The sequence below is a fragment of the Actinoplanes sp. NPDC023801 genome (assembly GCF_040639655.1).
In the GTDB taxonomy this organism is placed as follows: Bacteria; Actinomycetota; Actinomycetes; order Mycobacteriales; family Micromonosporaceae; genus Actinoplanes.
Genome location: NZ_JBFAAI010000005.1, coordinates 271867 through 286428, shown reverse-complemented (window position 1 = coordinate 286428; position 14562 = coordinate 271867). Strand labels below are relative to the sequence as shown.

The window sequence follows — 14562 nt, the reverse complement described above, 5'->3', positions numbered from 1 at the left end:
CGGGCGCTGCCCCTGGCCCCCTCTAACTAAAAATCAACGGTGGGGGGGGCGGGGCCCCCCCACGACGGTTGACGTGTGTCTACTTGTGTTGCCGGAGTCCTATCCGGACACGGCGACGTAGCGGTACCCGAGCCGGCGCATCCGGTCGGCGTCGAGGACGTGCCGGCCGTCCAGCAGGATCGGGCTGCGCATCAGGCCGACGAACTTCGCCCAGTCCAGCTCCAGGTACTGCGCCCACTCGGTGACCAGCACGACCGCGTCACAGTCGGCGAACACGTCGTCGATGGTCTCGCTGAGGTACGCCGCGAGCTCCGGCTGCTCGACACGGAACCGGCCGGTCGCCACCGGGTCGTGCAGCTTCACGCGCGCGCCGCGGGCGATCAGCGAGTTGGCGATGTCCAGCGCAGGCGCGTCGCGCAGGTCGTCGGTGTTCGGCTTGAACGCGAGGCCGAGCAGACCGATCTTGCGGCCCTTGAGGATGCGCAGCTCGTCCTGCAGCCGCTCGACGGCGATGGCCCGCTGCCGGGTGTTGACGTCGCGGGCCGCCTTCACGATCGGCATCTCGAGGTTGTACTCCGACGCGGTGGCGATCAGCGCCTTGGTGTCCTTGCCGAAGCAGGAGCCGCCCCAGCCGACGCCCGGCTGCAGGAACCGGGAACCGATCCGCTGGTCGAGGCCCATGCCGCGGGCCACCTCGGTGATGTCGGCGCCGACCTTGGCGGCGAGCTGGCCGATCTCGTTCGCGTAGCTGATCTTCAGGGCCAGGAACGCGTTGGCCGCGTACTTGATCAGCTCGGCCGAGGCCAGGTCGGTGGAGACCAGCGGGACCGCGTTGGCGTCCTCCGGCCGCGGCAGGAAGCTCGGCGGCGTGAACGTCTGGTTGATGATCGGCCGGTAGAGGCGGTTGAGGACCTCGAGGCTGCGCGGGTTGTCCGAGCCGATGACGATCCGGTCCGGGTAGAGGGTGTCGGCGATGGCGTTGCCCTCGCGCAGGAACTCCGGGTTCGACGCGACGGCGAACTCGACGCCCTCGGGCCGGTCCTCGCGCTGCAGGAACGAGTCGCGCAGGATGGCGTCGACCCAGTTGCCGCTGCCGATCGGCACGGTGGACTTGTTGACCACGACGGTGAAGTCGTGGTTGAGCGTCTGGGCCACGGTCTCGGCGGCACGGCGGAGGTAGCGGAGGTCGGGACTGCCGTCTTCGGCCGACGGGGTCTGCACCGCCACGAACACCACGTCGGCGCCGGGCACGGCCTCCTCGTACGCGGTGGTGAAGGTGAGGTTCTGCGCCGCCTCGGCGAGCAGGTCCTCCATCCCGGGCTCGTAGATCGGGCACTTGCCGCCGCGCAGCATGTCGACCTTCGCCTGGTCGAGGTCCACACACGTCACCTCGTGGCCGAGGAAGGCCAGGCTGACGCCCGTGGTCAGGCCGACGTAGCCGGTACCGATAACGCAAACCTTCATGCAATCTCCTCCACCGCTATGCCGTACCCGCGGTTACGCCACGTATTCGTCACGGGGCCCAACCGGCCTCTCGCCGGGCCGGCCGGCCGGCGCCTCGGATGGTGCCGACCTGCGTGTTCCGGCCGAATGATACACAGCCCTTCCAGCGGTCAAATGTCATCAAATGTCGTCTTCGTTCTACCGGGGTGAACAGTCGTCCGAACATCACCACGAAGTTTCCGGCTCTTGACATGAAGATGACGGCAACCGACGCTTCTGGGAGCGCTCCCACTCATGCACTTCGATGAGACCTCCCTCCTCGAGGTGTATTCCGATGGAAAGGGTCATCCCCGATGCGAAGGTCCCCCGGCGGCATAGTCGTCGCCGCCCTCGTGCTCGCGGCGACCGCGGTGGTCGTCGCCTCCGGCCCGAACCTGGCAGCAGCCGCCCCCGCAGAGCCCTACAGCTGGAAGAACGTCCGGATCGACGGCGGTGGCTTCGTCCCCGGCATCGTCTTCAACCCCGGCGAGAAAGACCTCATCTACGCCCGTACGGACATCGGCGGCGCCTACCGCTGGAACCAGCCGGCGCAGAGCTGGACCCCGCTGCTCGACTGGGTCGGGCAGGACGACTGGGGGCACAACGGCGTCCTCAGCATCGCGGCCGACCCGGTCGACACCACCCGCGTCTACGCCGCCGTCGGCATGTACACGAACAGCTGGGACCCGAACAACGGAGCGATCCTGCGCTCCACCGACAAGGGGAACACCTGGTCACGGACCATGCTGCCGTTCAAGGTCGGTGGCAACATGCCGGGCCGCGGCATGGGGGAGCGGCTCGCCGTGGACCCGCGGAACAACCGGAACGTCTATTTCGCCGCCGAGGGCGGAAACGGGCTCTGGCGCAGCACCGACTACGGCGCCACGTGGGGAAAAGTAGCCAACTTCCCGAACGCCGGTAACTACGTCGCCGACCCGTCCGACCCGAACGGCTATCTCAACCAGAACCAAGGTCTGACATGGGTCACCTTCGACCCTGCGTCACCGGCTGTATACGTCGGAGTGGCCGACAAGGAGAACCCGGTCTACCGCTCGCCCGACTCCGGGGCCACCTGGGAGCGGATCGCCGGTCAGCCGACCGGATACCTCGCGCACAAGGGTGTGATCCAGGGCAAGTACCTGTTCATCGCGACCAGCGACACCGGCGGCCCGTACGACGGCGCGGCCGGCCAGGTGGCCCGCCTGGACACCACCACCGGCGTCTGGACCGACATCTCGCCCACCCCGGTCGCCGACCGCTACCACGGCTACTCCGGCCTGACCGTGGACGCGAGGAAGCCGGGCACCCTGATGGTCGCCACCCAGATCTCCTGGTGGCCGGACGCGATCTTCTTCCGCTCCACCGACTACGGCGCCACGTGGACCCGCGCCTGGGACTGGAGCAGCTACCCGAGCCGCACCAAGCGCTACACCATGGACATCTCGGCGAACCCGTGGCTCGACTTCAACAGCACCGCCCAGGCCCCCGAGGAGAGCCCGAAGCTCGGCTGGATGAACGAGTCCCTCGCGATCGACCCGTTCGACTCGAACCGGCTGCTCTACGGCACCGGCGCCACCGTCTACGGCACCACGAACCTCACCGGCTGGGACAACGGCACCACCGTCACGATCAAGCCGATGGCCAAGGGCCTGGAGGAGACCGCGGTCCTCGACCTCGCCAGCCCGCCCACCGGTGCGCCCCTGATCAGCGCCCTCGGCGACATCGGCGGCTTCCACCACGCCGACCTGGACACGGTGCAGCCGAACTTCCACGACACGCCGGCCCTGGGCAGCAACACCGGCCTGGACTTCGCGGAGCTCAGCCCGTCCTTCTTCGTCCGGGTCGGGAACTCCGAAGCCGCGCCGCACATCGGCATCTCCAACGATGGTGGCAAGACCTGGTACCAGGGTCAGGAGCCGTCCGGCGTCACCGGCGGCGGCACGGTCGCGGTCGGCGCCGACGCCAACGCGGTGGTCTGGTCCCCGGCCGGCACCGGCGTGCACTACTCGACCACCCGCGGCAGCACGTGGAGTGCCTCCACCGGCATCCCGGCGGGCGCCAAGGTCGAGAGCGACAGGGTCAACCCCAGGACCTTCTATGCGTACGCCGCCGGCAGGTTCTACACGAGCACCGACGGCGGTGCGACGTTCAGCGCGTCGGCGGCGGCCATGCCGGCCGAGGGCCGGGTCAACCTGAAGGCCGTCCCGGGCGTCGCCGGCGAGGTGTGGCTGGCGGGCCGGACCGGGCTGCTGCGCTCGACCGACTCGGGGCGCACGTTCACCACGGCCGGCGGCGGGGTGTCCGAGGGCATCAACGTCGCGTTCGGCAAGGCCGCCCCGGGCACCACGCGCCCCACGGTGTTCCTGGTCGGCACGGTCGACGGCACCGACGGGGTCTTCCGGTCCGACAACACCGGCGCCTACTGGGTCCGGATCAACGACGACCGGCATCAGTACGGCAACGCGGGCGACGCCCTGGCCGGTGACCCGCGCGTCTACGGCCGGGTCTACCTCGGCACCAACGGCCGGGGCATCCTCTACGCCGACCGGCTGGGCGGCCCCACCACGCCGACGCCGTCGGTGTCGTCCTCCTCCGCCGGGCCGTCCCCGTCGGTCTCGGTCTCGGTTTCTCCGTCGGGCTCCGTCTCGCCGTCCCAGTCGCCCAGCACGTCGACCGGTTGCACCGCCACGTACCGGGTGACCGGGCAGTGGACCGGCGGCTTCCAGGGCGAGGTCACCGTCCGGAACACCGGCACGGTGGCGATCACCGGCTGGAAGGCCGGCTGGACGTACACCGCCGGGCAGACCGTCACCCAGGCCTGGGGAGGCACCGCCGCCCAGTCCGGCAGCGCCGTCAGCGTCGTCAACGCCGGCTACAACGGCGCCCTCGCGTCCGGGGCATCCACCACCTTCGGATTCCTCGGCGGTTCCACCGGCACCACGAATCCCGTTCCGTCCCCGATCACCTGTTCCACCACCCCGTAGGCCGGGACGAGGCGGCGCCCGGGTCCGATCGGGCGCCGCTACCACCCCGGCGGAGAGGAACACCGTTGTGACCCCATCCCCCAGAACCAGATCACTCAGACTCAGAAGACCCAGAGCCGGATCACCCGGAGCTGGAACACCCGGAGCAGGCGGCCGATTCCGGCGCGGAATGGCCCTCACCGGCGTCGCCGTTCTCGGCGCCGGCGGGGTCCTCGCGGCCGGCGCCCCGGCCTATGCCGCGGCCGGCTGCACCGTCGTCTACAAGGTGCAGAGCCAGTGGCCCGGCGGGTTCACCGGTGACATCCAGATCAAGAACACCGGTGACCCGCTGACCAGCTGGAAACTGGAGTTCGACTTCCCCGACGCCGGCCAGAAGGCGGTGCAGGGCTGGAGCGGCGTCTACAGCCAGTCCGGTCAGCGCGTCACCGTCAACAACGCCGGCTGGAACGGCAACCTCGGCACCAACGCGACCGTGGGGACCGGCTTCAACGGCACCTTCGGCTCGGCCAACCCGGTGCCGACCGCCTTCACGCTCAACGGCACGGCCTGCAACCAGACGGCGAACGCGCCGACCGTGGCGATCAGCAGCCCGGCCGCGAACACCCGCTACAACGCGCCCGCCTCGATCCCGATCGCGGCCACCGCGACCGCGGCGAGCGGCCAGACCATCAGCAAGGTCGAGTTCTACCACGACGGCCTGCTGCTCGGCACGGACACGACCGCTCCGTACACGTACAGCTGGGACGGGGTTCCGGCGCAGAGTGCCGCCTACCGCCTGCAGGCCATCGCGTACGACAACGCCGGCACCAAGAGCAACACCGCCGACGTCCCGGTCTTCGTCGACGCGGCGACCACCCCGGCGATCGTCGCGGACGCCACCTCGCTGGCCCTCGCGGCCGGCAAGAGCGGCACCTTCAAGATCGCGCTGAGCAAGGCGCCCACGGCGAACGTCACCGTGGCCGTGGCCCGCAGCGCGGGATCCACCGCCGTCACCGTCACCCCGGCGACGCTCACCTTCACCCCGTCGAACTGGAGCACCGGCCAGAACGTCACGGTCGCGGCCGCCGCCTCGGCGACCGTGGGCGCCACCGCGACGATCTCGGCCACCGCCACCGGCCACACGGCGGCGCAGCTCGGCGTCACGGTGATCGACGAGGGCGCGGTGGACACCCGGTTCACCCAGCTCTACAACGACCTGAAGAACCCGGCCAACGGCTACTTCAGTCCCGAGGGTGTGCCGTACCACTCGATCGAGACGCTGATCGACGAGGCACCCGACCACGGTCACGAGACCACCAGCGAGGCGTTCTCGTACTGGCTGTGGCTGGAGGCCGCGCACTCCCGGATCAGCGGTGACTGGGCGCCGTTCAACAACGCCTGGGCGACGATGGAGAAGTACATCATCCCGTCGCACGCCGACCAGCCGACCAACGACAACTACAACCCGGCCAAGCCGGCGACGTACGCGGCCGAGTACCCGCTGCCGTCGCAGTACCCGTCGCAGCTCGACACCGGCGTCTCGGTCGGCACCGACCCGCTGGCGGCCGAGCTGAAGTCGGCGTACGGCACCTCCGACATCTACGGCATGCACTGGCTGCTGGACGTGGACAACGTCTACGGTTTCGGCCGCTGCGGTGACGGCACCACCCGCGTCGCGTACATCAACACCTTCCAGCGCGGCCCGCAGGAGTCGACCTTCGAGACCGTGCCGCAGCCCGCCTGCGACACGTTCAAGCACGGCGGCCCGAACGGCTTCCTGGACCTGTTCACCAAGGACTCGTCGTACGCCAAGCAGTGGAAGTACACCAACGCCCCGGACGCCGACGCCCGTGCCGTGCAGGTCGCCTACTGGGCGCTGCAGTGGGCCACCGAGCAGGGCAAGGCGTCGCAGATCTCCACCACCGTCGCCAACGCCGCCAAGATGGGCGACTACCTGCGGTACTCGTTCTACGACAAGTACTTCAAGCAGCCCGGCTGCGGGTCCACCTCGTGCCCGGCCGGCACCGGCAAGAACGCCTCCAGCAACCTGATGTCGTGGTACTACGCCTGGGGCGGTGCTTACGACACCAGCGCCGGCTGGGCGTGGCGCATCGGCTCCAGCGTCAGCCACTTCGGCTACCAGAACCCGATGGCCGCGTACATCATGTCCAACGTCGCCGCCTTCAACCCGAAGTCGCCGACCGCGAAGGCCGACTGGCAGGCCAGCCTCGACCGGCAGCTGGAGTTCTACCAGTGGCTGCAGTCGTCCGAGGGGGCCATCGCCGGCGGTGCGACCAACAGCTGGAACGGCAACTACTCGGCCCGGCCGACGAACGTCCCGCAGTTCTACGGCCTGTCCTACGTCGAGGCCCCGGTCTACGAGGACCCGCCGTCCAACCGCTGGTTCGGCATGCAGACCTGGTCACTGGAGCGGCTCGCCGAGCTGTACTACGTGACCGGCAACGCCAAGGCCAAGGCGGTGCTCGACAAGTGGGTGCCGTGGGCGCTGGCGAACACCACCATCGGCGCGGACACCTTCGCGATCCCGTCCGACCTGCAGTGGTCGGGTGCGCCGGCCACCTGGAACCCGTCGAACCCGGCCGCCAACACCAACCTGCACGTGACCGTCCTCAACCACAGCCAGGACCTCGGTGTGGCCGGCTCGTACGCCAAGCTGCTCACCTTCTACGCCGCGAAGTCCGGTAACGCGCAGGCCAAGACGGCGGCCAAGGGGCTGCTCGACGCGATCTGGGCGTTCAAGGACAGCAAGGGCGTGTCGAGCACCGAGACCCGCGCCGACTACAACCGGATGGACGACGTCTACAACGCCTCCACCGGTCAGGGCATCTACATCCCGCCGGGCTGGAGCGGCAAGATGCCGAACGGCGACGTGATCAAGCCGGGTGTCTCGTTCCTGGACATCCGCAGCTTCTACCGCAACGACCCGGACTTCCCGAAGCTCGACGCCTACCTGAAGGGCGGCCCCGCGCCGTCCTTCAACTACCACCGGTTCTGGGCGCAGGTCGACGTGGCCACCGGTTACGCCGAATACGCCCGCCTCTTCCCCCAGGGATGATCATGAAAATTCTCCGTTTCGCCGCGGTGGCCCTGTTCGCCGCCGCGGCCGGGATCCTGGCTCTGCCAAGCAGCCCGGCCCAGGCCCACGGCGCCATCCAGGTGCCCGGAAGCCGCACCTGGTTCTGTTACCAGGACGGCCGCAACCCGCAGAGCGGCGCGATCGAACCGAAGAACGCGGCCTGCGCCGCCGCGGTGGCCAAGAGTGGGGTCACCGGGCTCTACAACTGGTTCGCCGTGCTCCGCTCGAACGGCGCCGGCCGGGTCAGCGGGTTCATCCCGGACGGCCAGCTGTGCAGCGGCGGGACCGGTGGACCGTACGACTTCACCGGTTTCAACCTGGCCCGCAACGACTGGCCGGCCACCCACCTGACGGCCGGTGCGAATGTCCAATTCAAGTACAACAACTGGGCCAAGCACCCCGGTACGTTCTACCTCTACATCACCAAGGACGGCTACGACCCGACCAAGCCGCTGGCCTGGACCGACCTCGAGCCGACGCCGTTCGACCAGGTGACCAACCCGCCCGCGAACGGCGGACCGGGCACCGACGACGGTCACTACTACTGGAACGGCCGGCTGCCGGCCGGCAAGACCGGCAAGCACCTGATCTACTCGGTGTGGTCGCGCTCGGACAGCCAGGAGACGTTCTACGGCTGCTCGGACGTGGTCTTCGACGGCGGTAACGGTGAGGTCACCGGCATCGGCGGTGGGTCGAACCCGTCGCCGAGCAACCCGACCAGCCCGTCGCCCAGCAACCCCGGTCCCAGCAACCCCGGGCCCAGCAACCCCGGGCCCAGCAACCCGGGACCCAGCAACCCGGGACCGTCGAACCCCGCGGGCGGCTGCACCGCGATGTACAACGTGACGGGATCGTGGAGCGGTGGCTTCCAGGGCGAGGTCATGGTGCATGCCGGAACGAGCGCGGTGAACGGCTGGAACGTCTCCTGGACCTGGCCCGGAACTCAGAAGACGGCCCAGGTCTGGAGCGGTAAGGGCACCAGCACCGGTTCACTTGTCTCGGTGACGAACGAGTCCTGGAACGCCAGCGTGCCGGCCAACGGCCACGTGACGTTCGGCTTCCTGGCCTCGGGAACGGCGGCACCCCAGGTCGGTAACCTGACCTGCACGACGGGGTGACGACTGTTCAGAAGCGGTGACTGTTCATCGGCGGCCGGCCGGTGACAGGTGGATGACGGCTTCCCCGGCGGTGTGACCGACGTCGCGCTGCCGGGGGAGTCCGTTCGGCGGAGAGCGGCTTGACGCGGAACCGCGAGTTTACGTAACTTAGCCGCATAACCACGAAAAACTCTCTTGTCGGTCGATTGGGTGCAGAAGGCTCAGGTGCCTTCATGGGCGCCACGTTTCATCGCGCCCTGACCCGCCGCGGCCTCATGCTGGCCGGAGCCGGCGCGGCCGTGGTGGTGGGCACGCCCGGCAAGGCCGGTCACGGCGACCCGATCCACCGGCTGCCGGTGCGCGTCGGCACCTGGGCGGCCGCCCCGACCGCCGTACCGGCCGGAAAGGTTCTCACCCTCACCGGGCAGACGGTCCGGCAGGTCGTGCACACCAGCATCGGTGGTGATCTTCCCAGAGTCACCCTGTCCAACGCGTACGGGGCCGGGCCGGTACGCATCGGTGCCGCCTCGATCGGTGTGCGCTCGGGTACCGGCCCGTCCACCGATACGGTGCGCGCCCGGACCCGGCCACTCACCTTCGGCGGTGCCACCGAGGTCGTCCTGCAACCGGGGCACGCCGTCACCAGCGATCACGCCGACCTGATCGTCGAGCACGGTGCCGACCTGGTGATCAGCCTGTACCTGCCGGAGGGCACCCAGGCCGGCACGATCAGCCCGCGATCCAAGCAGACCAACCTGATCGTGAACGGGGACGCCACCGCCGTCGACCGGCCCGGCACCGGCCGGCGCATCACCCGCTACCTCTGGTTGTCCGGGGTGAGCGTGCGCACCGTCCGCAACGCCTCCGCGATCGTCGCCCTCGGCGACTCGATCACCTGCGGCACCGAGACCACCGACAACAGTAACCACCGCTGGCCGGACCTGCTCTCCGCCCGGCTGCGGGCCGGCGCCGCGCCGTGCCCGCGGGGGGTGCTCAACGTCGGTCTCAGCGGCAACCGGCTCCTTTTCGGGTACGAGGACCCCACCGGCCGAGCGGACGAGAAGGCGCTGATCGGTGCCGCGACGCTGCGCCGGTTCGACCGGGACGTGCTGGCCCAGCCCGGAGTCCGCTACGTGGTCACCCTGATCGGGGTGAACGACCTGGCCAACGCCCCGGACGTGACCGTCGGACAGCTGATCGCCGGGCACCGCATCCTGATCGCCCAGGCGCGCAGTGCGGGCCTCACCGTCTACGGCGGCACACTGCTGCCGTTCGGTGGCGCCCCGCAGCGCTACAACAACGCGGCCAACCGGGCCAAACGCCAGGAGCTCAACGACTGGATCCGGGGCAGCGGCGAGTACGACGCGGTGATCGACTTCGACGCGGCGGTCCGCGACCCGGCGGCCCCCACCCGGATGCAGGTCCGCTACGACAGCGGCGACGGTCTGCATCCGAACGACCTCGGCTCGGCGGCACTGGCCATGGCCGTACCGCTGGAGCTCTTCGGCTGATTGAGCGGGCCCGGATGCCGGCTGGACAGCCCGGGATGTCGCTGAGCTGGTCCTGAAAACAGGGGCGGGGACGCCGCTGCCCCCGCACGCCGCCCCCGAGAGCGCCCACGATCCCCCGTGGTCCGTGGACGCCGGACCATGGTGCCGACCCGCGTTTGCATATCGCTTGCACATGGGCAATGGTTCTATTTCTTCAGCGGGACGGGGCCCACCGAAGGGCTCCCTTGTCGAAGGGCTACGGGGGAACAACACGATGCGCTGGCGCCTGCTCGGCCCGATGGAGCTGATCAGCGAAGAGCGTCCGGATCCCGAGCCCGGTACTGATCCCCGGCCGATCGTGGACTCCCACCCGGCGGTCGGCCTCCGGCCTGTTGCTGACCCGTGGCCTGTTACCGACTCTCAGCCTGTTGCTGGCCCGCAGCCGATCGCCCTCGGACCCGGCAAACAGCGGTGCCTGCTCGCGTCGCTGCTGCTCACCCCGGGCCAGGTCGTTCCGGCCGGCACTCTCGTCGACCGGATCTGGGGCGACGCGCCACCACGGTCGGCCACGCCGCTCGCGCCGTACGCCACCCGCCTGCGCCGCATCCTCGACCCGGTCCTCGGGCCGGGCACCCTGCGGTACACGTCCGGCGGCTACCTGATCGACTGCGACCCGGATTCGGTCGACCTGCACCTGGCCCGCCGCCGGGTGATCGAGGCCCGCGCCGCCGAGGAGGCCGGTGACTACGAAGCGGCCACCACCCTGCTCCTGGTCGCGCTGCGGGACTGGGGCGACGAGGCGCTCGCCGGGGTGCCCGGCGCGTGGGCCGGACGTGTCCGGGACGACCTCGGCCGGGAACGCCTCGACGTGCTGGCCCGGTACGGCCGGTGTGCGCTGCGTCTGGGCCGGGCCGAGGAGGTCGCCGGCCGGCTGGGCCTGGCGGCCGCCGAGCACCCGACCGTCGAGAGCCTGGTCGCGGTACTGATGAACGCGCTGGTCGCGGCCGGGAGGCCGGCGCAGGCGCTGGAGATGTTCGCCCGTACCCGCAAGGTGATCGTCGAACGGCTCGGCAGCGAACCCGGACCCGAACTGGACGCCCTGCACACCAGCATCCTGCGCGGTGACGCCGGCCCGGCGCCCGGCGTGCGGCCGCGGCCCGGCGTGCCCGCCCAACTGCCCGCCGACGCCATCGCCTTCACCGGCCGCCGCGCCGAACTCGCCGAACTGGACCGGGTGCTGACCGGTCCGTCCGCGGTCGGGGTGCGGATCGCAGCCGTCACCGGACCGCCCGGGGCCGGCAAGTCGGCCGTCGCGGTGCACTGGGGGCACCGGATGTCGCATCGTTTCCCGGACGGGCAGCTCTACCTCAATCTGCGCGGTTTCCAGTCACGCGGTTCCCAGTCACGCGGTCTCCAGTCACGCGGTCTCCAGTCACGCAGCTCGGGCAGTGCGGGAGGTTCGGCCAGTTCGGAGGACGCGGCGAGTCGGGGAAGCTGTGGCGGTTCCGGTGGTTCCGCTGGTTCAGGCAGTTCGGCTGGTTCTGGCGGTTCTGGCGGTTCTGGCGGTTCGCGCGGTTCTGTTGGTTCTGCTGGTTCCGGCGGTTTCGGGGGTTCGCGCGGATCGGCCAGTCCGGGAGGCTGGGGCAGCCATGACGAGGTGATGGCACCCGAAGAGGCGGCCGGCAACCTGCTCGTCGCGCTCGCCCCCGGGCATCCGGTCCCGGCCGGCCTGGACGCCCGCACCGGCCTGCTGCGCAGCCTTTTCGCGGGCCGCCGGCTGCTGCTGGTCCTCGACAATGCCCGCGACGCCGCGCATGTGCGGCCACTGCTGCCCGGCGCCGGCGACTGCGCGGTCGTGGTGACCAGCCGCGACCGGCTCACCGGTCTGGTCGCCTCCCACGGCGCCCTGCCGGTGCCGCTCGACGCGCTCGATCCGGAGCAGGCCGGAGAACTGCTCGCCGCCCGGCTCGGCGCGGCCCGCGTCGCTGCCGAGCCGGGCATCGTCGCGACGCTTGCCGCAGCCACCGCCGGGCTGCCGCTGGCGCTGGTCACGGTCGCTGCCCGGGCCGCGATCCGATCCGGTCAACCCCTTGCCGAGCTGGCCGCCGAACTCGCCGCCACCCGCCTCGACGGGTCCCGGCTCGCCGGGTTGAGCGGTGCCGCTGCCGGTGGCGAGTCCGGGGACGGTGCCGAGTCCGCTGCCGGTGGCGAGTCCGGGGGACGGTGCCGAGTCCGCTGCCGGTGTCGAGTCCGGGGGCGGTGCCGAGTCCGGGGGCGGTGCTGATTCCGGCGCCGTGGGCGGTGCTGGTTCCGCTGCTGCTGGTGCTGATTTCGGTGTCCGGGGCAGGGCTGACTTTGGTGCCGGGGGCAGGGCTGACTTCGGTGCTGGAGGCAGCAGTACCGATGACGCGACCGATCCGCGGACCGTGTTTTCCTGGTCCTACCGGGCGCTGGGTTCGGCGTCGGCCCGGTTGTTCCGGCTCTTCGGTGCAGTTTTCGGCCCCGACCTGTCGGCTGCCGCGGCCGTCTCCCTGGCCGGCCGGCCCGCGGCGGAGACGGCCGGCGCACTGGCCGAGTTGGTGGCGGCCAGCCTGATCAGCGAGCACCGGCCGGGACGTTTCGTGATGCACGATCTGCTCCGGGCGTACGCCCAGGATCTTCTGCCGGAGACCGAACGCGGGCCGGCGGCCCGTCGCCTGCTGGACCACCTTCTGCACACCGGGCACGCCGCGGCGCTGAAGGTGGACCCGCAGCGTGAGCCGCTGTCGCTCACCGAGCCCGCGCCGGGCGTGGAACCGGAGCCGGTGCGCGGCGAGACCGTGGCGCTGGAGTGGTTCGCCGCCGAGCATGCGGCTCTCATGGCCGCGATCCGATACACCCGGGATGCTGGGCCCGGAGCTCTCGATGCTGGGCCCGAGGCTCTGGACGCTGGGTGCGGGGCTTCGGATGCTGGGCGCGGAGCTTCGGACGCGGTCTCCGGCAGTCTGGACGACTACGGCTGGCGGCTGCCCTGGGTGGTGATCGACTTTCTGGACCGGCAGGGGCACTGGGACGACTGGATCACCGTCGAGACGATCGCCGTCGCCGCCGCGCACCGCCGCGGGGAGACCCGTGCCGAGGCGTCCGCGCATCGGGTACTGGCCCGTGGCTATGTGCAGGTGGGCCGGTTCGCTAAGGCCGAACCGCACTACGCCGAGGCCGAGCGGCTCTACGAGCGTGCCGGCGACCTGCTGGGGCAGGCGCACACCCTGTTCAGCATCAGCTGGATGCACGACCAGCAGGGGCGCGACGACGACTGCCTGCGGCTCACCCGGCAGGCCCTCGAGCTGTATCGCAAGGCCGGCAACCGGGTCGGCGAGGCGCGGGCGCTCAGCGCGCTCGGGTGGACCCTGGGCCGGCAGGGACGCCACGACCTCACGTTGCGGCACTGCGAACAGGCCCTCGAACTTCATCAGGAGCTCGGCGACCGGTACGGCGAGGCGGCCTCCTGGGACAGCGTCGGCTGGGCGCACCACCACCTCGGCGATCAGGAGCGGGCGGTGGCGGCCTATCGGCGGGCGCTCGACCTGTACCGGGTGGCCGGTGACCTGCTCAACGAGGCGGAGATCCGGGAGCATCTCGGTGACGCCTACGCCGCGGCCGGTGCTCCGTCCGCCGCGGCACTGCAGTGGCGGCAGGCCCTCGCCCTGCTGGAGAAGCTCGACCACCCGGGAGCCGCGACGCTGCGGGTGAAGCTGCGGGGAGCGAATCTTTGAGCACTCGATCCGGGAGTGCCCGTTCTCTCATGCCGTGCTGGTGCTGAACCTCTCCGGGTCGCCGGCTCCGACGCGCAGGACCTCCGGGGCGCCGTCGGACAGGTCGATGACCGTGGTGGGCTCGGTCCCGCAGTCCCCGGAGTCGACGACCGCGTCGATCGCGTGGTCCAGCAGTTCCTTGATCTCCCAGCCCTGCGTCATCGGCTCCGGCTCACCGGGCAGCAGGAGCGTGCTCGAGACCAGCGGTTCACCGAGTTCGGCGAGGATCGCCTGTGCTGTGGTGTGCGCGGTGATCCGTACCCCGACCGTCTTCTTCTTGGGGTGAAGCAGACGCCGCGGCACCTCCTTGGTGGCCGGGAGGATGAACGTGTAGGGCCCCGGCGTGGAGGCCTTCACCGCCCGGAACAGCGCGTTGTTGATCGTCACGAACTGACCGAGCTGCGCGAAGTCGTGACACATCAGGGTGAAGTGGTGCCGATCGTCGAGATGGCGGATCGTCCGGATCCGGTCGAGCGCGTCCTTGTTGCCCATCCGGCACCCGAGCGCGAAACACGAGTCGGTCGGGTAGGCGATCAGGCCGTCTCCGCGGATCAGGTCGACGATCTGGTGGATGCTGCGCGCCTGCGGGTTGTCCGGGTGCACGTCGAAGTATTTGGCCACTCGTCGCAGCTTAGGCTT

The 14562-nt window shown here is 70.3% G+C and carries 8 protein-coding genes; 6 read left to right on the top strand and 2 right to left on the bottom strand.

The annotated features are described in order from the left end of the window. Nucleotides 1-99: 99 nt before the first annotated feature. A complete protein-coding gene (locus tag AB0G04_RS13210; protein ID WP_360981468.1) occupies nucleotides 100-1464 on the bottom strand; it encodes a UDP-glucose/GDP-mannose dehydrogenase family protein in 1365 nt (454 codons plus the stop codon). Between the two features lie 332 nt (nucleotides 1465-1796). Here AB0G04_RS13210 and AB0G04_RS13205 point away from each other — a divergent pair, with 332 nt between their 5' ends. The 6 genes from AB0G04_RS13205 (at nucleotide 1797) to AB0G04_RS13180 (ending at nucleotide 13884) form a co-directional block, all read left to right on the top strand. After that, on the top strand, nucleotides 1797-4466 hold the full coding sequence (locus tag AB0G04_RS13205) for a cellulose binding domain-containing protein (protein WP_360981465.1): 2670 nt from the start codon (nucleotides 1797-1799) through the stop codon (nucleotides 4464-4466). A 169-nt stretch (nucleotides 4467-4635) separates the two neighbouring features. Further along, nucleotides 4636-7521 (top strand): glycoside hydrolase family 48 protein, encoded by a 2886-nt coding sequence (locus AB0G04_RS13200; RefSeq protein WP_360981462.1) that lies wholly within the window; start codon nucleotides 4636-4638, stop codon nucleotides 7519-7521. Between the two features lie 2 nt (nucleotides 7522-7523). After that, nucleotides 7524-8660, top strand: a complete 1137-nt coding sequence (locus tag AB0G04_RS13195; protein ID WP_360981459.1) for a lytic polysaccharide monooxygenase — start codon at nucleotides 7524-7526, stop codon at nucleotides 8658-8660. Between the two features lie 212 nt (nucleotides 8661-8872). After that, complete coding sequence (locus AB0G04_RS13190) at nucleotides 8873-10150, top strand: SGNH/GDSL hydrolase family protein (protein ID WP_360981456.1); 1278 nt, start codon at nucleotides 8873-8875, stop codon at nucleotides 10148-10150. A gap of 253 nt (nucleotides 10151-10403) precedes the next feature. After that, nucleotides 10404-12413 (top strand): AfsR/SARP family transcriptional regulator, encoded by a 2010-nt coding sequence (locus tag AB0G04_RS13185; protein WP_360981453.1) that lies wholly within the window; start codon nucleotides 10404-10406, stop codon nucleotides 12411-12413. A 142-nt stretch (nucleotides 12414-12555) separates the two neighbouring features. Next, nucleotides 12556-13884 carry a tetratricopeptide repeat protein gene (locus AB0G04_RS13180; RefSeq protein WP_360981450.1) on the top strand — a complete coding sequence of 443 codons (1329 nt, stop codon included), beginning with the start codon at nucleotides 12556-12558 and terminating at the stop codon, nucleotides 13882-13884. A 27-nt stretch (nucleotides 13885-13911) separates the two neighbouring features. Here AB0G04_RS13180 and AB0G04_RS13175 read toward each other — a convergent pair whose 3' ends face one another. Further along, nucleotides 13912-14544, bottom strand: coding sequence for an L-threonylcarbamoyladenylate synthase (locus tag AB0G04_RS13175; protein ID WP_360981446.1), 633 nt, complete (start codon nucleotides 14542-14544; stop codon nucleotides 13912-13914). Nucleotides 14545-14562 lie beyond the last annotated feature (18 nt).

Coding starts and splice junctions, on each gene's coding strand:
- AB0G04_RS13185 (WP_360981453.1), top strand. CDS start 10,404: ATGCGCTGGCGCCTGCTCGGCCCGATGGAGCTGATCAGCGAAGAGCGT.
- AB0G04_RS13205 (WP_360981465.1), top strand. CDS start 1,797: ATGCGAAGGTCCCCCGGCGGCATAGTCGTCGCCGCCCTCGTGCTCGCG.
- AB0G04_RS13195 (WP_360981459.1), top strand. CDS start 7,524: ATGAAAATTCTCCGTTTCGCCGCGGTGGCCCTGTTCGCCGCCGCGGCC.
- AB0G04_RS13200 (WP_360981462.1), top strand. CDS start 4,636: ATGGCCCTCACCGGCGTCGCCGTTCTCGGCGCCGGCGGGGTCCTCGCG.
- AB0G04_RS13190 (WP_360981456.1), top strand. CDS start 8,873: ATGGGCGCCACGTTTCATCGCGCCCTGACCCGCCGCGGCCTCATGCTG.
- AB0G04_RS13210 (WP_360981468.1), bottom strand. CDS start 1,464: ATGAAGGTTTGCGTTATCGGTACCGGCTACGTCGGCCTGACCACGGGC.